This window comes from Ruegeria sp. CH8 (assembly GCF_056536985.1).
Window position 1 is genome coordinate 32,168 of the sequence record NZ_JBQFQR010000014.1, and the last position, 15,841, is coordinate 48,008.

Annotated in this window: 19 protein-coding genes and 1 tRNA gene; 11 read left to right on the forward strand and 9 right to left on the reverse strand. The window is 59.0% G+C overall.

Going from position 1 to position 15,841, the window contains the following annotated elements:
- Window positions 1–65: 65 nt before the first annotated feature.
- Window positions 66–311: an EF-hand domain-containing protein gene (locus ACR0ER_RS16155; RefSeq protein ID WP_480769819.1), complete on the forward strand. Its 246-nt coding sequence runs from the start codon at window positions 66–68 to the stop codon at window positions 309–311.
- 49 nt (window positions 312–360) lie between these two features.
- Here the strand turns inward: ACR0ER_RS16155 and ACR0ER_RS16160 are convergent, their stop codons facing one another.
- Window positions 361–1,905 (reverse strand): trimethylamine methyltransferase family protein, encoded by a 1,545-nt coding sequence (locus tag ACR0ER_RS16160; protein WP_480769820.1) that lies wholly within the window; start codon window positions 1,903–1,905, stop codon window positions 361–363.
- A 417-nt stretch (window positions 1,906–2,322) separates the two neighbouring features.
- Between ACR0ER_RS16160 and ACR0ER_RS16165 the strand changes: the two genes are divergently transcribed.
- Window positions 2,323–2,841: an outer membrane protein gene (locus tag ACR0ER_RS16165; protein ID WP_480769821.1), complete on the forward strand. Its 519-nt coding sequence runs from the start codon at window positions 2,323–2,325 to the stop codon at window positions 2,839–2,841.
- Between the two features lie 6 nt (window positions 2,842–2,847).
- On the opposite strand, the gene ACR0ER_RS16170 is transcribed toward ACR0ER_RS16165, so the two are convergent.
- Window positions 2,848–4,038, reverse strand: coding sequence for a pyridoxal phosphate-dependent aminotransferase (locus ACR0ER_RS16170; protein ID WP_480769822.1), 1,191 nt, complete (start codon window positions 4,036–4,038; stop codon window positions 2,848–2,850).
- A gap of 61 nt (window positions 4,039–4,099) precedes the next feature.
- On the opposite strand from ACR0ER_RS16170, the gene ACR0ER_RS16175 reads away from it, so the two are divergent.
- The 4 genes from ACR0ER_RS16175 to ACR0ER_RS16190 are packed head-to-tail and all read left to right on the forward strand — an operon-like array spanning window position 4,100 to window position 8,161.
- Window positions 4,100–4,306 carry a hypothetical protein gene (locus ACR0ER_RS16175; RefSeq protein WP_480769823.1) on the forward strand — a complete coding sequence of 69 codons (207 nt, stop codon included), beginning with the start codon at window positions 4,100–4,102 and terminating at the stop codon, window positions 4,304–4,306.
- Entirely contained in the window at window positions 4,303–5,748 is a 1,446-nt protein-coding gene (cysS, locus tag ACR0ER_RS16180; protein WP_480769824.1) for a cysteine--tRNA ligase, read from the forward strand. The genes ACR0ER_RS16175 and cysS overlap by 4 nt, the downstream gene beginning before the upstream one ends.
- On the forward strand, window positions 5,748–7,382 hold the full coding sequence (cimA, locus tag ACR0ER_RS16185; protein ID WP_480769825.1) for a citramalate synthase: 1,635 nt from the start codon (window positions 5,748–5,750) through the stop codon (window positions 7,380–7,382). Before cysS ends, cimA begins: the two co-directional genes overlap by 1 nt.
- Window positions 7,379–8,161: a squalene/phytoene synthase family protein gene (locus ACR0ER_RS16190; protein ID WP_480769826.1), complete on the forward strand. Its 783-nt coding sequence runs from the start codon at window positions 7,379–7,381 to the stop codon at window positions 8,159–8,161. The genes cimA and ACR0ER_RS16190 overlap by 4 nt, the downstream gene beginning before the upstream one ends.
- 3 nt (window positions 8,162–8,164) lie before the next feature.
- Here the strand turns inward: ACR0ER_RS16190 and ACR0ER_RS16195 are convergent, their stop codons facing one another.
- A complete protein-coding gene (locus ACR0ER_RS16195) occupies window positions 8,165–9,391 on the reverse strand; it encodes an MFS transporter (protein WP_480769827.1) in 1,227 nt (408 codons plus the stop codon).
- Between the two features lie 96 nt (window positions 9,392–9,487).
- On the opposite strand from ACR0ER_RS16195, the gene ACR0ER_RS16200 reads away from it, so the two are divergent.
- The 3 genes from ACR0ER_RS16200 to ACR0ER_RS16210 are packed head-to-tail and all read left to right on the forward strand — an operon-like array spanning window position 9,488 to window position 11,288.
- The gene (locus tag ACR0ER_RS16200; RefSeq protein WP_480769828.1) at window positions 9,488–10,120 is read left to right on the forward strand and encodes a DNA-3-methyladenine glycosylase family protein; all 633 of its coding nucleotides are present in this window, start codon (window positions 9,488–9,490) and stop codon (window positions 10,118–10,120) included.
- On the forward strand, window positions 10,117–10,782 hold the full coding sequence (locus tag ACR0ER_RS16205; protein WP_480769829.1) for an alpha/beta hydrolase: 666 nt from the start codon (window positions 10,117–10,119) through the stop codon (window positions 10,780–10,782). The genes ACR0ER_RS16200 and ACR0ER_RS16205 overlap by 4 nt, the downstream gene beginning before the upstream one ends.
- A gap of 2 nt (window positions 10,783–10,784) precedes the next feature.
- Entirely contained in the window at window positions 10,785–11,288 is a 504-nt protein-coding gene (locus tag ACR0ER_RS16210) for an N-acetyltransferase family protein (RefSeq protein WP_480769830.1), read from the forward strand.
- A gap of 23 nt (window positions 11,289–11,311) precedes the next feature.
- On the opposite strand, the gene ACR0ER_RS16215 is transcribed toward ACR0ER_RS16210, so the two are convergent.
- Both ACR0ER_RS16215 and ACR0ER_RS16220 read right to left on the reverse strand, forming a co-directional pair.
- The gene (locus tag ACR0ER_RS16215) at window positions 11,312–11,737 is read right to left on the reverse strand and encodes a VOC family protein (RefSeq protein WP_480769831.1); all 426 of its coding nucleotides are present in this window, start codon (window positions 11,735–11,737) and stop codon (window positions 11,312–11,314) included.
- A 31-nt stretch (window positions 11,738–11,768) separates the two neighbouring features.
- Window positions 11,769–12,374 (reverse strand): rRNA large subunit pseudouridine synthase E, encoded by a 606-nt coding sequence (locus tag ACR0ER_RS16220; protein ID WP_480769832.1) that lies wholly within the window; start codon window positions 12,372–12,374, stop codon window positions 11,769–11,771.
- Window positions 12,375–12,588: 214 nt separating this feature from the next.
- Here ACR0ER_RS16220 and ACR0ER_RS16225 point away from each other — a divergent pair, with 214 nt between their 5' ends.
- The gene (locus ACR0ER_RS16225; RefSeq protein WP_170335684.1) at window positions 12,589–13,176 is read left to right on the forward strand and encodes an HNH endonuclease; all 588 of its coding nucleotides are present in this window, start codon (window positions 12,589–12,591) and stop codon (window positions 13,174–13,176) included.
- Here ACR0ER_RS16225 and ACR0ER_RS16230 read toward each other — a convergent pair.
- Window positions 13,173–13,640, reverse strand: a complete 468-nt coding sequence (locus ACR0ER_RS16230; protein ID WP_480769833.1) for a disulfide bond formation protein B — start codon at window positions 13,638–13,640, stop codon at window positions 13,173–13,175. The genes ACR0ER_RS16225 and ACR0ER_RS16230 overlap by 4 nt on opposite strands.
- Window positions 13,637–14,215, reverse strand: a complete 579-nt coding sequence (locus ACR0ER_RS16235) for a YqaA family protein (protein WP_480769834.1) — start codon at window positions 14,213–14,215, stop codon at window positions 13,637–13,639. The genes ACR0ER_RS16230 and ACR0ER_RS16235 overlap by 4 nt, the downstream gene beginning before the upstream one ends.
- Window positions 14,216–14,360: 145 nt before the next feature.
- Between ACR0ER_RS16235 and ACR0ER_RS16240 the strand changes: the two genes are divergently transcribed.
- A tRNA-Leu gene (locus ACR0ER_RS16240) sits at window positions 14,361–14,446 on the forward strand.
- A 113-nt stretch (window positions 14,447–14,559) separates the two neighbouring features.
- Here ACR0ER_RS16240 and ACR0ER_RS16245 read toward each other — a convergent pair.
- Together ACR0ER_RS16245 and ACR0ER_RS16250 are read right to left on the reverse strand one after the other, a co-directional pair.
- Window positions 14,560–15,480: a hypothetical protein gene (locus tag ACR0ER_RS16245; RefSeq protein ID WP_480769835.1), complete on the reverse strand. Its 921-nt coding sequence runs from the start codon at window positions 15,478–15,480 to the stop codon at window positions 14,560–14,562.
- 122 nt (window positions 15,481–15,602) lie between these two features.
- On the reverse strand, window positions 15,603–15,833 hold the full coding sequence (locus ACR0ER_RS16250) for a hypothetical protein (RefSeq protein ID WP_480769836.1): 231 nt from the start codon (window positions 15,831–15,833) through the stop codon (window positions 15,603–15,605).
- Window positions 15,834–15,841 lie beyond the last annotated feature (8 nt).

Sequence of the window (15,841 nt, forward strand, 5' to 3'; positions counted from 1 at the left end):
GGCTCGGGTGTTTCTGATGCTGTCCGGACGACAACACGCAAAAAGCTCTATCAGGAGGCATCACAATGAAACCGCAAACTCTGGCCGTTATCTCTGCCATTGCACTTGGATTTCCGACACTGGCTGTCGCACAATCCTCGGCTGACGCAAATGGCGATGGCGTGCTGACAATCGAAGAGGTTCAAGCCGTTCTGCCCGACGTTGACGCAGATGGTTTCTCGGCGATGGACGCAAACGGTGACGGTGCGCTGGATGAGGCCGAAATTGCCGTGGCACAGGAAGCAGGTTTGCTGCCGGCGACCGACGGCTAACCCCGAAATAGAAAGCGGCCAGATGTTTTCTGGCCGCTTTTACAATACTTTATTGACGCAGATGAATGTTGAAATTTTCACGAAGTTCGGCATCCAGCAGCGGATCGAACCGGGCCGGGGACGGGGTCGACAGAATCTCTTCCTTCCGCTTAATTGCCTTTTCAATCAGGTCGGGTTTGCCCAGTTCTGCCCATTCCTTGGGTGAGGTGCGGTCACCAAAGGTTGGATAGACATAATCCGCCTGCATCCGGCTCAGCGTTGCATCGGTGCCAAGATAATGACCCGGTCCGCCCATGCAGACTTCTGCGATCTGGTCGAGCGCCAGAGTTTCGTCGGTCACCTCAATCCCACGCACGCAGCGCTGCGCCTGACCGATCAGATCGTCGCTGAGGATGAGGCTTTCCAGACAGAAGCCCAGCAACGAGGCGTGCATACCGGCCGCTTCGTACACCATGTTCACACCCGACAGCCCGGCCATGACGTTCGAACACATCTGCTCCCATCCCGCCTGCATGTCGGGCATCTTCGAATCGGATGCACCAGCGGCTGAACCGCCCGGCAAGTCGTAGAACCGGTGCATCTGGGCACAGCCTGCGGTTAGCAGGGCCTGTTCGCCGGACCCGATCGACATGGCGCCCGTACGCAGGTCCAGGCCAAAGGGCCATGTGCCAAAAATCGCAGGAGCACCGGGACTTACGGCGTTTACATAAACCAATCCCGCCAGGCATTCTGCCGTGGCTTGGGTGATCGCTCCGGCGATTGTTGAGGGCGCGGTCGCACCCGCCATCCCGGCCGACAGCAACAGAACCGGCATCCCGGCCTTGATGCACAACTCCATTACCTCGCAGCTTTCCGTTGCGAATTTCATCGGCGGCACGACAAAACAGTTCGAGTTCGAAACGAACGGACGCTCTCGGTATTTATCTTCACCACCGGCGATCATGTAGATCATCTCCATCGCAGGGGCCACGTGGTGAGGTTCGGTGAAGGATGTGCCGATATGTTTGAATGTGCCCGAACATGCGGCGTAAATCGTGTTCAGATCCATTTCCAGGTTGTCGGGAATGTCTCGGCAAACCATTGGACGCTGGACAAAGTGAATGTTTTCAAGCTGTTCGCAGATTCTGGATGCGTCGTGCAGGTCTTGAACCGTGGAATCCCGATATTCATTCCCATGAACGTCAACCATGCTGACGGCCGCACCTGCAGTACCGTAGTGAACCTTGGTACCAGACAGGTCCAGGTCGGTTTTTCCGTCACGGCTGTACAGGGTGACCGAACGGTTTGCTTTCGCGATCGTGTCCTCGACCAGGGCGCGGGGGAAACGGATTCGGCCATCGTCGCCCAACGTGCAACCGGCTCCGACAAGGTAATCGATTCCGCTTTGCGGTGCGTCGGCCAGACCAATGGTCTCCAACGCGGTCAACGCGGCCTCGTGAATGCGTTCGATCTGTGCCTGGGTCAGAACATTGAGGACACCTCCCTCCATGCCAGGGCGGATGGGTCGCAGATGTTCAGGAAGGGCGGTGGCGCGGGCAGCACGACGCGCGGCGCGTCCGCCGCTGCGGGAAGAGGTACGGGTTTGATCGTTCATGGGTCAGAATCCAATAGAAAAAGCGTCAGGAGTGAGGGGTATTCACACCTTTGTTGGTCGCCCTCGTGCTGCACGACCACGGTCCGCACCGATGGTGCGGCTGATCAGCCGAATTTTCCAAACGTCGCTTTGCATCTGTCCTCGCGTTTTGACGATCAGTATTCCGATGTGCACAGCTGCTTTCTGTCCTGTTTGCGACCTGAGAGTTCAAAAGCGAAACTGTTGTGCGGGTGTCACGGCGTTTCCTCTGATTTCCAAAGTTTTTTCCCGCTAAGGAAGAAATCTGTTATAGTTCCTTCACTTATTTAAGAGTGGTTCGTGATCTCAATTGAATCTTAATAATCGTGAGCCAGGTTTCTAAGTTAAGGTAACCCGAACGACCAACTGCATTGGCGAAAGGTCCGGTAGGAGAAATTTATGAAAGCCCTTAAGGCCCTCAGTTTTGTTTTGGTGGCGAGCATCGCAACCCCGGCAATGGCTGAGGATTGGACCGGGGCTTATGCCGGATTCAGCTTTGGGTATGCGGAAGCCGATGGCCCGAACGGGTCGAGCGGTAACGACACGGCCTTTGGCCCTCATATCGGGTATGACCGCGATTTCGGCAGCTTTGTTCTGGGCGGTGAGCTTGAATATAATCGCCTTTCATTTGACCTGAGTGATGGCGAAGGCAGCCTGGATGGTATGACCCGTTTGAAACTGCGTGGTGGTTACGATTTCGGTGGAGCCTTGGGGTACGTAATCGTTGGCGCAGCCAGATTGGATGCCTCGGTCGAAAACGACACTGCTGCGGTTTACGGAATCGGTGTTGCCTATCCCATAAATGATCGCTTAGTGATCAGCGGCGAAGCGTTGCGTCAGAATTTTGACGATGCCACGCGCACAGAAGGCGGTTTGGGGTCGAATGTGTTCAACCTGCGTACCTCTTTCCGGTTCTGAAATCGGTCAACCGACGACGGCGTGATGTTTAGCTAATTCAGCCGCAAACGTACAGATTGTGGTAAGAGCGCTTGCGAACCTTTCGTCATCGATGGTCATAGCCACGCGGATATGACCCGCGGCGGCTGACCCGAAACTTTCACCCGGCATTACGGCGATCGCGTGGGAATCGAGCAGGGCGTTGGCGAATTCATCCCCGCTGAGCCCGGTGGCGCGGATATCCAACATCAGGTACATCGCTCCCTGCGCCGGAACCATCCCGATGGTGTTCTGCGCGTCGAGAATACCAACCGCAAGCGCGCGGCGTCGGCGGAAGGGTTCGGCGATCTGCTCCTCCAGATCATTGCCCGCGTTCAGTGCGAAACTGGCCGCGTCCTGAATGAATCCCGGTACGCCATAGGTTGTGTTTGTGGCGAGGTTGATCAGATGCGAGATCACCTCTTCCGGGCCGACAATCCAGCCGCAGCGGGACCCGGTCATCGCGTGGGATTTCGACATTGAACCGACAACCAGCGTGCGTTCGGCCATGCCGGGCAGGGTACGGGGTGAGATATGTTCGCCTTCCCAGACTTGCGTGTCATAGACCTCGTCGGAAATCAGCCAGAGATCGCGCTTGCGGCACACCTCGGCGATCCCTTCGAGGGTCTGGCGGGAATACACCACGCCGGTTGGATTGTTCGGCGTGTTGACCAGCAAGGACACTGCGCCATCGGCAGCGGCCTCGATCTGCTCGGCGCGGGGCTGGAACGCGTTTTCGGCGGTGGTCTGGATCGATCGAGCCACGGCTCCGGCGCCCCGGATCGTGCCGGGATAGGTGGCGTAAAAGGGGTCGAGATACAGCCCCACATCACCGGGATCACACACCGCGACATGGGCTGCAAACAGCGCCGATTGCCCGCCGGGCGTTATCAATACGTTGTTGCGCGTGGTGGGGATACCGGTGCGAGCCCGCAACCGGGCGGCGACTGTGTCGCGCAGCAGATCGGTGCCGGGAACCATCGCATAACCGGTGTGACCCTGCCGGGCAGACAAGTCCATCGCCTCAAGGATCGATGCATCGGTGCGGATGTCATGTTCGCCGATGGTCAGCTCGGTTACCGCATAGCCGTCGCTGATCATCTGGCGGGCGCGATAGAACACATCCCAACCGTCACTGCCGCCTTCGGTCAGATGCGTGATGCGCTGTGACAATTTCATGGTCCGTCTCCGTCTGATGTCTTGCGCAGACTGGGCCAGAGGCGTTCGGGAATGTCAATCGGTGACCGTAGGCTCGGAACTGGGGGCTTGGCGCAAAGCGATCCGCATGCTACTGGAACAGTATGAACCGGATGACCTGCATCATTATCTGCTGCATTACCTGCTGATTTATCAAGCGGGCCGGTTTCTTTCGTTTTCATCCCTGAGACAAGTTGCTAAGCCCGCGCCAACGCGAGAAGCCACGCTGTTTTTAGGAGCCGACCGATGACGACGATCAAACTGCACAACACCCGGACGCGGACGAAAGAGGATTTCGTTCCGATCAGCGCCGACAATGTGCGGATGTATGTCTGCGGGCCCACCGTCTACGATCGTGCTCATTTGGGTAATGCTCGGCCGGTGGTGGTGTTTGATGTGCTCTATCGCTTGCTGCGGCACACCTACGGCGCAGATCACGTGACTTATGTGCGCAATTTCACCGACGTGGATGACAAGATCAACGCGACTGCTCTGGCGCGTCAGCAGGCCGGGGCCGTGGGCACATTGGAACAATTGGTGCAGGAGCGCTCGGACGAGACCATCGGCTGGTATCTGCATGATATGGGCGCGCTTGGGGCATTGGAGCCGAATGAGATGCCGCGCGCCACGCAATATATCGACCAGATGATCGCGATGATCGAAGGTTTGATCGAGAAGGGACACGCGTACGCAGCCGAAGGCCATGTTCTGTTCGCCGTGGACAGTTGGAGGGAGAAATACGGCGCTTTGTCCGGCCGGTCCGTCGATGACATGATCGCGGGCGCGCGGGTTGAGGTTGCGCCTTACAAAAAGAACCCGATGGATTTCGTGCTGTGGAAACCCTCGACTGATAATCTCCCAGGATGGGACAGCCCTTGGGGCCGTGGGCGTCCGGGGTGGCACATTGAATGCTCGGCCATGAGCTATGAGTTGTTGGGCGACAGCTTTGACATTCACGGCGGCGGCAACGATCTGATGTTCCCGCATCATGAAAACGAGATCGCCCAAAGCTGCTGCGCGCACCCCGAGGGTGAGTTCGCACGCGTCTGGTTGCACAATGAGATGTTGCAAGTGGAAGGCAAGAAGATGTCCAAATCGCTGGGCAATTTCTTCACTGTGCATGATCTATTGGAGCAGGGCGTTCCGGGCGAGGTGATCCGTTTTGTCTTCCTGCAGACCCATTATCGCAAGCCGATGGACTGGACTGAGAAGAAGGCCCACGAGGCCGAGGCGACGCTGCGCAAGTGGCGGGCGCTCACAGCGGGCATCGAGCCCGCCGCCGGCGCGGCGCCCGCTGTTGTCACTGCGCTGAGTGACGACCTGAACACGGCGGGCGCTTTGGCCGAGCTTTATCGCTTGGAGCGCCAGATAAACCGTCAAGAAACCGCATCAAATGATCCGGTTGATTTGCACAAAGGATTGCTGGCGAACTTTTTGGCGTCTGCACAATTGCTGGGTCTGTTGACACCGGAAATGGGCGCGTGGGCGGATACAGCTTCGGTGGACTTGTCCGCTCATGCGGACCGGCTGGCGGACGCGCGGGTCATCGCGATGCAGAGCAAGGACTTTTCGGAAGTGGACCGCCTGAAAGCGGCGTATCTGGCTGCCGGGTTGGAAGTTCGTATGAGCAAGGATGGGGTCGAACTGGTGCCAGGCACTGGTTTTGACGCGGCCAAGTTGGAGGAGGTTTGATGGCAAAGGAACGTCTCTACCTCTACGACACGACTTTGCGGGACGGGCAGCAGACGCAGGGCGTTCAGTTCTCGACCGCTGAAAAAGTGCAGATCACGCAGGCCCTGGACGAGTTGGGCGTGGACTATATTGAGGGTGGCTGGCCCGGCGCGAACCCGACGGACAGCGCGTTTTTCGAGGTTGCACCAAAGACGTCCGCCCGTCTGACCGCGTTTGGGATGACCAAGCGATCGGGCCGGTCTGCCGAGAATGATGACGTTTTGGCCGCGGTGATGAATGCGGGGACGCAGGCCGTATGTCTGGTCGGCAAATCGCATGATTATCACGTCACCCATGCGCTGGGGATCTCGTTGGAGGAGAATGTCGAGAACGTCCGCGCTTCGGTCGCGCATATCGTGGCGCAGGGGCGCGAGGCTCTGTTCGATGCCGAGCATTTCTTTGACGGCTACAAGGACAATCCCGGTTATGCGGTTGAGGTGTGTCGGGCCGCTCTGGACGCAGGCGCGCGCTGGGTCGTGCTGTGCGATACCAACGGTGGCGCTCTGCCGGCTGAGGTGTCGCGGGTCGTATCAGAGGTGATTGCAGCAGGGATGCCCGGGGATAAGTTGGGCATTCACACCCATAACGATACCGAGAACGCGGTGGCTTGTTCTCTGGCCGCCGTCGATGCGGGGGCGCGGCAGATTCAGGGAACGCTGAACGGATTGGGTGAACGTTGTGGCAACGCCAACCTGACGGCGCTGATCCCAACATTGTTGTTAAAAGAGCCCTATGCTTCGGGTTTTGATACCGGCGTTAGTTTGCAGGCTCTGGGTGGTCTAACGCGCATTAGCCGGATGTTGGACGATATCCTGAACCGGGTGCCCAGCAAGCAATCGGCCTATGTCGGGGCATCGGCCTTTGCCCATAAGGCGGGGCTGCACGCCAGCGCGATCCTCAAGGACCCATCGACCTATGAACATGTTGATCCGGGTTCGGTCGGGAACGCTCGGATCATTCCGATGTCGAACCAGGCAGGGCAGTCGAACCTGCGCAAACGCCTGACCGAGGCCGGCCTGGTCGTCGAGAAAAACGACCCGGCGCTGGGGCGTATTTTGGACCGGATCAAGCAGCGTGAGGCCGAGGGGTATTCGTATGACACTGCTCAGGCCAGCTTCGAGTTGCTGGCGCGGGATGAACTTGGCCAATTGCCTGAATTCTTTGAGGTCAAGCGCTACAAGGTGACCGTCGAGCGGCGCAAGAACAAGTACAATAAGATGGTCAGCCTGTCCGAGGCTGTGGTTGTTGTTAAAGTCGACGGTGAGAAAAAGCTGTCGGTTAGTGAGTCGCTGGACGATGATGGCAGCGACCGGGGGCCGGTGAACGCGCTGGCCAAGGCACTGGCGAAGGATCTGGGACAGTACTCACAGGTTCTTGCCGATATGAAGCTGGTCGATTTCAAGGTGCGCATCACCCAGGGTGGGACCGAGGCGGTGACCCGCGTCATCATAGACAGCGAAGACGGGCAGGGGCGGCGCTGGTCGACCGTGGGCGTCAGCGCGAACATAGTCGATGCCTCGTTCGAGGCACTACTAGACGCGATCCAGTGGAAATTGGTGCGCGATTGCGGGCCAAAAGCGGCGGTGGCCGAGTGACAGTAGAATTTGACGAAGACGTCAAAGCCTGTGCGGAACTGGTGCATCGCGCCGATCCCGATCGGTTCATGGCGGTGATGGCAGCACCGGTCGCGGCGCGGCCGCTGTTGTTTCCATTGTACGCACTGAATGTCGAGGTCGCGCGCGCGCCATGGGTCACGCAAGAGGCGATGATCGCAGAGATGCGGCTGCAATGGTGGCGCGATGCGCTGCAGGAGATTGCCGAGGGTAAGCCCGCACGCCGGCACGAGGTCGTGACGCCCTTGTCGCAGGTTCTGTCGCCGCATCTGGCTGCTATGCTCGATGAGTATGTCGCCGTCAGGCGTTGGGACATTTACCGCGATCCGTTTGAGGATGAGGCGCATTTCGACGCCTATATCAACCACTCGGCCGGGTCGCTGATGGTTGCGACGGCGCAGGTTTTGGGCGCTGCGGATGAGGGCGTGCTGCGCGACTTTGGCTATGGCGTCGGCGTGGCGAATTGGCTGCGGGCCATTCCTGGTCTTGAGGCGCGGGGCCGTATCCCCTTGCTGGTTGGCACATCCGAAGGTGTGCAGGCGCTGGCGCAAAAGGCGTTGGACCGGGTTCAGCAGGCGCGTTCCAACGCCTCCGGTGTTTCGGCAGATGCCCGTCCTGCGATGTATGCCGGGTGGCAGGCGGAATGGGTTTTGCGTCAGGCCGTGGCACGCCCGGATCGCGTGGCTGCTGGGGATTTGGCGCAGGGCGAAATTCGGCGCAGGCTGTCTTTGATGTGGACCGTGGCCAGCGGGCGTTGGTAGGTTCTAGACCGTTTCCGCCTCGGACGGTTTCAGGACCAACCACAACAGTGCACCGCCAGCCAGGGTCAGCAGCGGGATCATGGCGAGGTTCACCGCCGTCCAGCCCTCGACTGCCGAACCGCCCGAGCAGTTCATCAACCCGCCTGATGCCAGCGACGCAAGCGTGACGCCGCCAAACACCAGCAGGTCGTTCAGGCCCTGCATCCGCCCGCGTTCGTTCACGTCGTGCGAAGCGGCCAGCATCGTGGTCGCGCCGATAAAGCCAAAGTTCCAGCCGATCCCCAACAGGATCAGGGCGACAAAGAAATTGCCCAACTCGACGCCTTGCAGGGCAACCACGCCCGCGCCCGCCAATATGGCAAGGCCGAGGGCTACGATTCTCTCAACTCCAAAGCGCGCGATGAGCTGCCCGGTGAAAAAGCTGGGCACGTACATTGCCAGCACGTGGCTGGTGACCACGTCGGCGGCGTCATTGGCGCTGAACCCGCAGCCGACGACCGCCAGCGGGGTCGAGGTCATAACAAGGTTCATCAGCGCGTACGATACCATAGCGCAGATGATGGCCACGGCGATGCGCGGTGTCTTCAGCATTTCCAGACGGGTCCGCCCGTGGGGTGCGTCTGCCTTGGGGGCCTCGGGCGTGGGAATGTCGAGGAAAAAGAACAGTACCGAACCGAAGACATTCAGCGCAATCACCGCCATGTACGTGCCAAGGAACGGGATCACATAGGCAGTCGAGGTCAGCTTGACGATCTGCGGCCCGATGATCGCCGCAGCGAGGCCGCCTGCCATGACATAAGAGATCGCCTTTGGGCGAAACGCGTCCGATGCGGTGTCAGCGGCGGCAAAGCGGTAGAATCCGTGCGCGCTCATGTAGATGCCGGTCAGAAGGCTGCCCAGAAGGAAGACCGGAAATGAGCCGAGAAACAGCCCATACGCACCAACAAGACCGCCGCAAGCACCGGCCGTGGCACCGACTAGAAACCCGGTGCGTCTACCCCAGCGCTGCATGATCGCTGAAATCGGCGTGGCTGCCAGCATCGAGCCCAGAACGATCAGCGAAATGGGCAGGGTGGCCAGACAGGGATTAGTCGCGAGCGACTGCCCCGCAAGCCCGCCAACAATGAAGATCATAGGCATCTGCGACCCCAGCACGGCCTGTGCCGCCACCAATACGGCGACGTTGCGTTTGGCCTGTCTGTTGTCCGGGGCGTTGGCGGTCTGTGTCATGGGCCCATGGGTATCCGCGAAAACGTAGCCGCACAAGCGGGTTGCATATGCGGCAAAGCAGCCTAACGTGCGTGTGAGCATCAGCCCGGAGCGCGCATGTCCGTCGGACGTATCATCGAAACCAACGAGTGTGTGTCGGAAGGGGCGGCGTGGCTGGCCGAAACGTGTCCGCGCATGGCTTATGCGATGGACCAAACCGGGCCATTGCCCTTGCGTCGCCGTCCGGACGGGTTTGCCCAGCTTCTCAGTGCGATTGTCAGCCAACAGGTTAGCGTGGCCTCGGCCAATGCGATCTGGAAACGGCTGCAGGAGGCAAAACTGACCGGCCCACGCAAGATCATGTGGGCCACGGATGACGACTTGCGGGCCGTGGGACTGAGCCGCCAGAAAATTCGCTATGCTCGCGCGCTGGCCGAAGCGCGCATTGATTACAAGACTTTACGTGATGCACCCAACGCTGACGTTGTCGCCACATTGACCGAAGTGCCGGGCATTGGCGTCTGGACCGCCGAGATTTATGCAATGTTCTCGCTGGGCCGCGCCGATGTGATTGCGCCGGGTGATCTTGCGCTGCAAGAGGCCGCGCGGATTCTCTATGACCTGCCCAAACGCCCGACCGATAAGGAACTACGGCAGATGGCCGAGGCCTGGTCGCCCTGGCGGTCGGTTGCGGCGCGGGTGTTGTGGGCCTATTACCGGGTGGCCAAAGAACGAGAAGGGATCAGATGACTCGAGTTTTGAATGCGCTCCGAAAAGAGCCGGTTTCGGGCGATACACGCTCGGTCGTGGTGTTCGTGCACGGCTATGGGGCCAATGGTGCCGATTTGCTGGGGCTGGCCGATCCGCTGGGGGAACACCTGCCGGATACGCTGTTCGTCGCCCCCGACGCGCCCGAACAGATCCCCGGAATGCCCAACGGTTATCAATGGTTCCCGATCCCGTGGATCGACGGTTCCTCCGAGGAAGAAGCGCGTCGCGGTATGGAGATGGCTGCCGATGATTTCAACGCCTTCCTCGATGCGCTGATGGTGGACGAAGACGTGCTGCCCGAACAAGTTGTGCTGTTCGGCTTTTCGCAAGGCACGATGATGAGCTTGCACGTCGCCCCGCGTCGCGAAGACCCGGTCGCCGGGATCGTCGCGTTTTCTGGCCGGTTGCTTGAGCCCGATTTGCTGCCCGATGAAACCGTCAGCCGGATGCCGATCCTGTTGGTGCACGGTGACGCGGACGACGTAGTGCCGCCGCAATCTTTGCCCGAGGCGGCCGAAGCCCTGCAGGCGGCGGATTTCAAGGAAATCTACGCGCATGTGATGAAGGGCACTGGTCACGGCATCGCGCCCGACGGCCTGAGCGTCGCACTGGCGTTCATGCGCGACAAGCTGAGCCTATAGCCATGATCGCTGTCCGCCCCATGATGCCCGAAGATGTCAGCACTGCGTGCCGCATCCTGAATGATATCATCGAGATCGGGGGTACGACCGCGTTTGAAATCCCCTTTTCGGAGGCATTGTTCGCGCAAAGCTACTTAAAGGGAACGGACATCATTTGCTGCCACGTCGCCTTAGACGATCAGGGCGAAGTGGCAGGTTTCCAATGGCTGGGAGCTCACGACGCTTTGCCCGAGGATTGTGCAGACATCGCCACATTCGCGCGTAGGGAGCCGCTTTTGAAAGGGGTGGGGCGTGCGCTGTTCTCTGAGACCTCGAAATTCGCCGCTGGGCTGGGTTTGAATGCGATCAACGCAACGATCAGAGCCGATAACAGGCAGGGGCTGAGTTACTATGACAAGATGGGATTTCAGGACTATTCGGTCGCCTATGGCGTGCCGCTGCGGAATGGTACACCGGTTGATCGGATCTCGAAACGGCTTGATCTGCGAGCAAACACCGCTTTCTGACCGATAAGGGACGGTCAGATTTGTCAGTCCCAAAGATGTCCTTCGGCAAACTCGACCGAATTGCCGGACGGGTCGCGTACATAAAGCGAGCGTGCACCGTCCGGCCAGTCGAATTCGGCATCCACTGGAATGTTCCAATCCAAAAGGTGTTTGCGCATCACGTCGATCTGAGCCCGCGTCAGGATAAGGCAGACGTGACCGGGGCCGCGCGCTCCGTGGGGTGGAACTGGAAGGTCGGGGTTGCTCGGCGGTTTCTCGGTCTCCTCGGCGTTGAACAGCAACAGGACCGAGGCACCTACACGGAAGAAAACGTGCCGGTCCGCCACCCGCTGGATTTTCTCCAACGCCAGAACGTCGCCGTAAAATTGCTCTGCCGCGTCCAAATCATCAACATAAAGCGCAGCTTCGAGAATACCGGCAGGTGAGGGTATGTCCGGAGTGACCTTCATACCCTAAACCTATCACAACACGCGGTTTTTGTCACCGGCGCGGTCGGCGGTCCCGTTTGCGTTGCGGTGCGGAGTTCAAGGCCGGGGCGGGCAGGCTGTCCCATTGACCGGATTCCAGCCCCTCCAATGACCAGTCGCCAATCCGGGCGCGGATAAGGCGCAGGGTTGGGTGGCCCACAGCTGCCGTCATCCGCCGCACTTGACGGTTCTTCCCTTCCCGCAGTGTCAGTTCGATCCAGCAGTCGGGTACTGTCTGGCGCTCACGGATCGGCGGATTGCGCGGCCACAGGTTTTCGGGCTCATCCATCAGCCGGGCCTTGGCGGGTCGCGTCTTTCCGTCTTTCAACTCAACCCCGTCTCGAAGGGCTTTTAGGGCTGCGGCATCCGGCAGACCCTCGACCTGCACCCAATAGGTTTTGGGCATTTTGTGCTTGGGGTCGGATATCTGAGCTTGCAGTCGCCCGTTATCGGTCAACAGCATCAACCCCTCGCTGTCCCGGTCCAGGCGCCCCGCCGGATAAACTCCGGGCAGGTCGATGTAGTCTGACAAAGTGCTGCGCGGCGAATCCGCATTGGCGCGGTCGGTAAACTGCGGCAGCACGTCAAAGGGTTTGTTGAATCGGATGAACCAGCTCATGTCCCACGCCATAGCCCGCAGACCACACCGGTGCAACCTGTGGATAACTGTCACGCAAATGTTACGGATTCGCCTTACCCAATACCCGAGATATTGTGGAAACTCAGGGCTTGTCAGAGTTTTAACACGATATATAGTTAAGTTAAGGCCGGGGCGGGTGTTCCCCGCTCTGATGTCAAAAAACGGGCAGAGCAGAGCGAGGAGCGATTCTGATATGGATGGAGACTTCAGGACCGAATTTGTCAGGGAACCCGGTGCGCTCAAGCATCATCCGGCATTGGTTTTGAACGCCGATTATCGCCCCTTGTCCTATTACCCGCTTTCCCTGTGGCCGTGGCAAGAGGCGATCAAGGCGGCCTGGCTAGACAGGGTAGACATTGTGGCCGAGTACGACGAGGTCGTCCGAAGCCCGAGTACCGAGATACGAATACCGTCGGTCGTTGTTCTAAAAGACTATGTAAAACCCAGAAAGCGCGTGGCCTTCACGCGCTTTAATTTATTCCTGAGGGACGAATTCCGGTGTCAGTACTGTGGCAGCAAGGGTGATCTGACCTTTGACCATGTGGTGCCGCGTGCCGCTGGCGGCGTGACAAGCTGGCAGAACGTGGTGGCGGCGTGCAGTCCCTGTAACCTGAAGAAGGGTTCGAAATCGCTGCGGCAGGCGGGGATGACGCTGCGCAAACCGCCGCGCCAACCGGATGCCGAAGCTCTGCGCAATGTCGGGCGCAAGTTCCCGCCGAACCACCTGCATGACAGCTGGATCGACTTTCTCTATTGGGATGCGGAACTGGACGAGTTCTAACGGCCCGCCCGCCACGAGGCGATCCAGACCAGCACCAGAACGCCCGACAGGATGGCGTTCCAGCCAGCCATCGAAATGCCCATCATCTGCCACGGGATGTCGTCGCAGCGCACCAGCGGTGCGGACATGATCTGATCCATCAACTCCTGGGTCGACAGGCCACCGATATCGCCGGAGGTGCAGCTTGTGGGGCCTTCCCACCATTTTTGTTCGACCCCAGCGTGGTACACACCGATAATTGCGGTCGTCAGCGCAGCGAGCGCGCCCAGCAGGGGCAGCAGGTTTACGCGCGGCAGCGCCAAAGCCACAGCGCCGATCAGGATGGCCGCGCCGTGCGGATACCGTTGCCAGATACACATCTTGCAGGGCGCCATGCCACCGAGATGCTGAAAGCCCCATGCCCCAAGCAGCAACGCCAATGAACCGCAACTCGCGATCAGGACCAAAGTGTTTTTGCGTGTCATAGGTATTTCACCACCAAGAAACCGCCAAACAGCAGAATGACGAACAGAGTGAACATCAGGCCCAAACGTTTTTCAATGAAGTCACGGATCGGTTCACCAAATTTCCAAAGCAACCCGGCGACCAGGAAAAACCGTAGAGCGCGGGCCAGGATCGAGGTGGCGATGAAGGTGCCCAGCGGCATCCCGGTCCAGCCGGACATGATGGTGATGACCTTGTAGGGGAAGGGCGTGACACCGGCCCCCAGCACGGCCCAGAAACCGAAATCGTTAAAGCGGGTGTTGAACTCTTCCATGGCGTGCGCCTTGCCCATGGATTCCAGTATCGGCTGGCCGATGCTTTCGTAAAAGAAGGCGCCGATGGCGTAGCCCAACAAGCCCCCCAGAACCGAGGCAACCAAAGCAACCGTTGCAATCAACCACGCTCGCGACGGGCGGGCCAGGATCATCGGAATCATCAGCACATCCGGTGGGATCGGAAAGACCGAACTTTCGATAAAGGCCACAAAAGCCAACGCCCATAGGGCATGCGGATGTTCGGCCAGACGAATGGTCCAGTCATAAAGCGATCGCAACATACGGTGCTAAAATCCTGTTCTAACGTTGCGCAAGCCAAACCACGGGCCCGGTAGGGCGTCAACCGCTGCGGTGAAAACAAACTGGATTTTGGTTGGTTTTTGCCTCTGGACCTTCCCGGTCATGGACGCTAATCCAGTGTTCGTGGCCCAAGTGGCGGAATGGTAGACGCAGGGGATTCAAAATCCCCCGGTAGTGATACCGTGCCGGTTCGAGTCCGGCCTTGGGTACCAAAGTAAAAACAGAGGGTTTGGGGAACCTGCTCTCTGTTTTTTCTTTTAGGGCATTTCCTTTGCTCACACTGCTAACTCACACTTTCACGTTCTGGCCTTGTTCTGATCTCGTCTCAGATTCGACGGGTTTGCGCAGCTTTGGAAAGATGCCGGCGGTCGGCCTTGCGTCGATAATACGCGTCCATTTCGGCGCTCTGATTTGTCACGGCCTGAATCATGGCGTCGGTACAGCCAGCTTCGGCCAGTCGGACAATCGCCAATTTGCGCAGCCCGTGCAGTACGTAGGGTTTGGCTTTGGGTCCCAGATCCTTGCGCCCCGCACGAAACGCTTTTTCGACTGTGTCGTATCCGAGCGGTTCGCTAAGGTTCTTGGCCAAAACTTGTTTGCCGGTCTTCGGTAGGGCGGCGACGTAGTGGCGCAGATCGCGCGGGCAATAGGTTTCGAAATACTCGTCAGACTTTTCGTCAAGAACGTCCATCCACTCGCCCCGGAACTGTTTGTGTTCCATCCGAATGGCGGCATTGGGGCGCTGCCCTTTGCCAAGGATCAGTTCGGCAGCTGTGCGCACGATCACCGGCGCGTCGGGCAGCTTTTCAACCATCCATTCGGGCCACGGCTCAAATTCTAGTTGCGGCCCAAAATGGTCGATCCCCTTGGCTGGGTTCGGGCCCAACGGCCAATCCAGTTTGTTCGCGGCATAGTTCCAAAGCAGGCTTACGGTTTGCAGCCGCTTATCGGCCTGCCGTGGCGTGGCGGCCAGCTGGTCATGCACCTTGCGTAACCCTTGTCGCGTCGTGCGTCGAACATCCTTGCCGGAGTTTTTGACAAGTAGGGCGTCCATTGCGCGCCGGTATGACTGTATTGTGCTGTCGCTCAGCTTGGATTGAATGCGCTTATCGGTGAGCCAGGCTTCGACCAGCGATTGCCACGTGTATTTCTCGGTCTTCTGTTGCCGTTCATGGCGGCCCGCCTGGCAGGCCCAATAAAGCCGGTCCAGTTCCTGCGGATCGCCTTTCCATTTAAGCAGTATCACCCGTTGTTTCGCTTTGCCGCCCTCGGTCCAAGTGATCCGGAAATAGGGATCCCAAACCTCTTTCGACTTGTTCCACTTCTAAACTAGCCGGGGCTTTGCGATCCGAGGTTTAGGCGGGCGTGTCATGCTTCCATATCATCCTCTGGCCGGGCAGCGTCTCCATTCAAGACTGCGCACAAGTCCGGCACGTTCCAGCGCTCTAGACCACCTGCCAGCTTCGTAGGAGGCGGTAACGAGCCTGCATCGACTAGGCCACGAAACTCTTTGGCCGTCATGCCCAGCAGCTTAGCGGCAGTCTGCTCTTTGGCAAACACGGGTATCAATCGGGGAGGGAAGTCTCGCTGTTGAGGCATGTCACGAA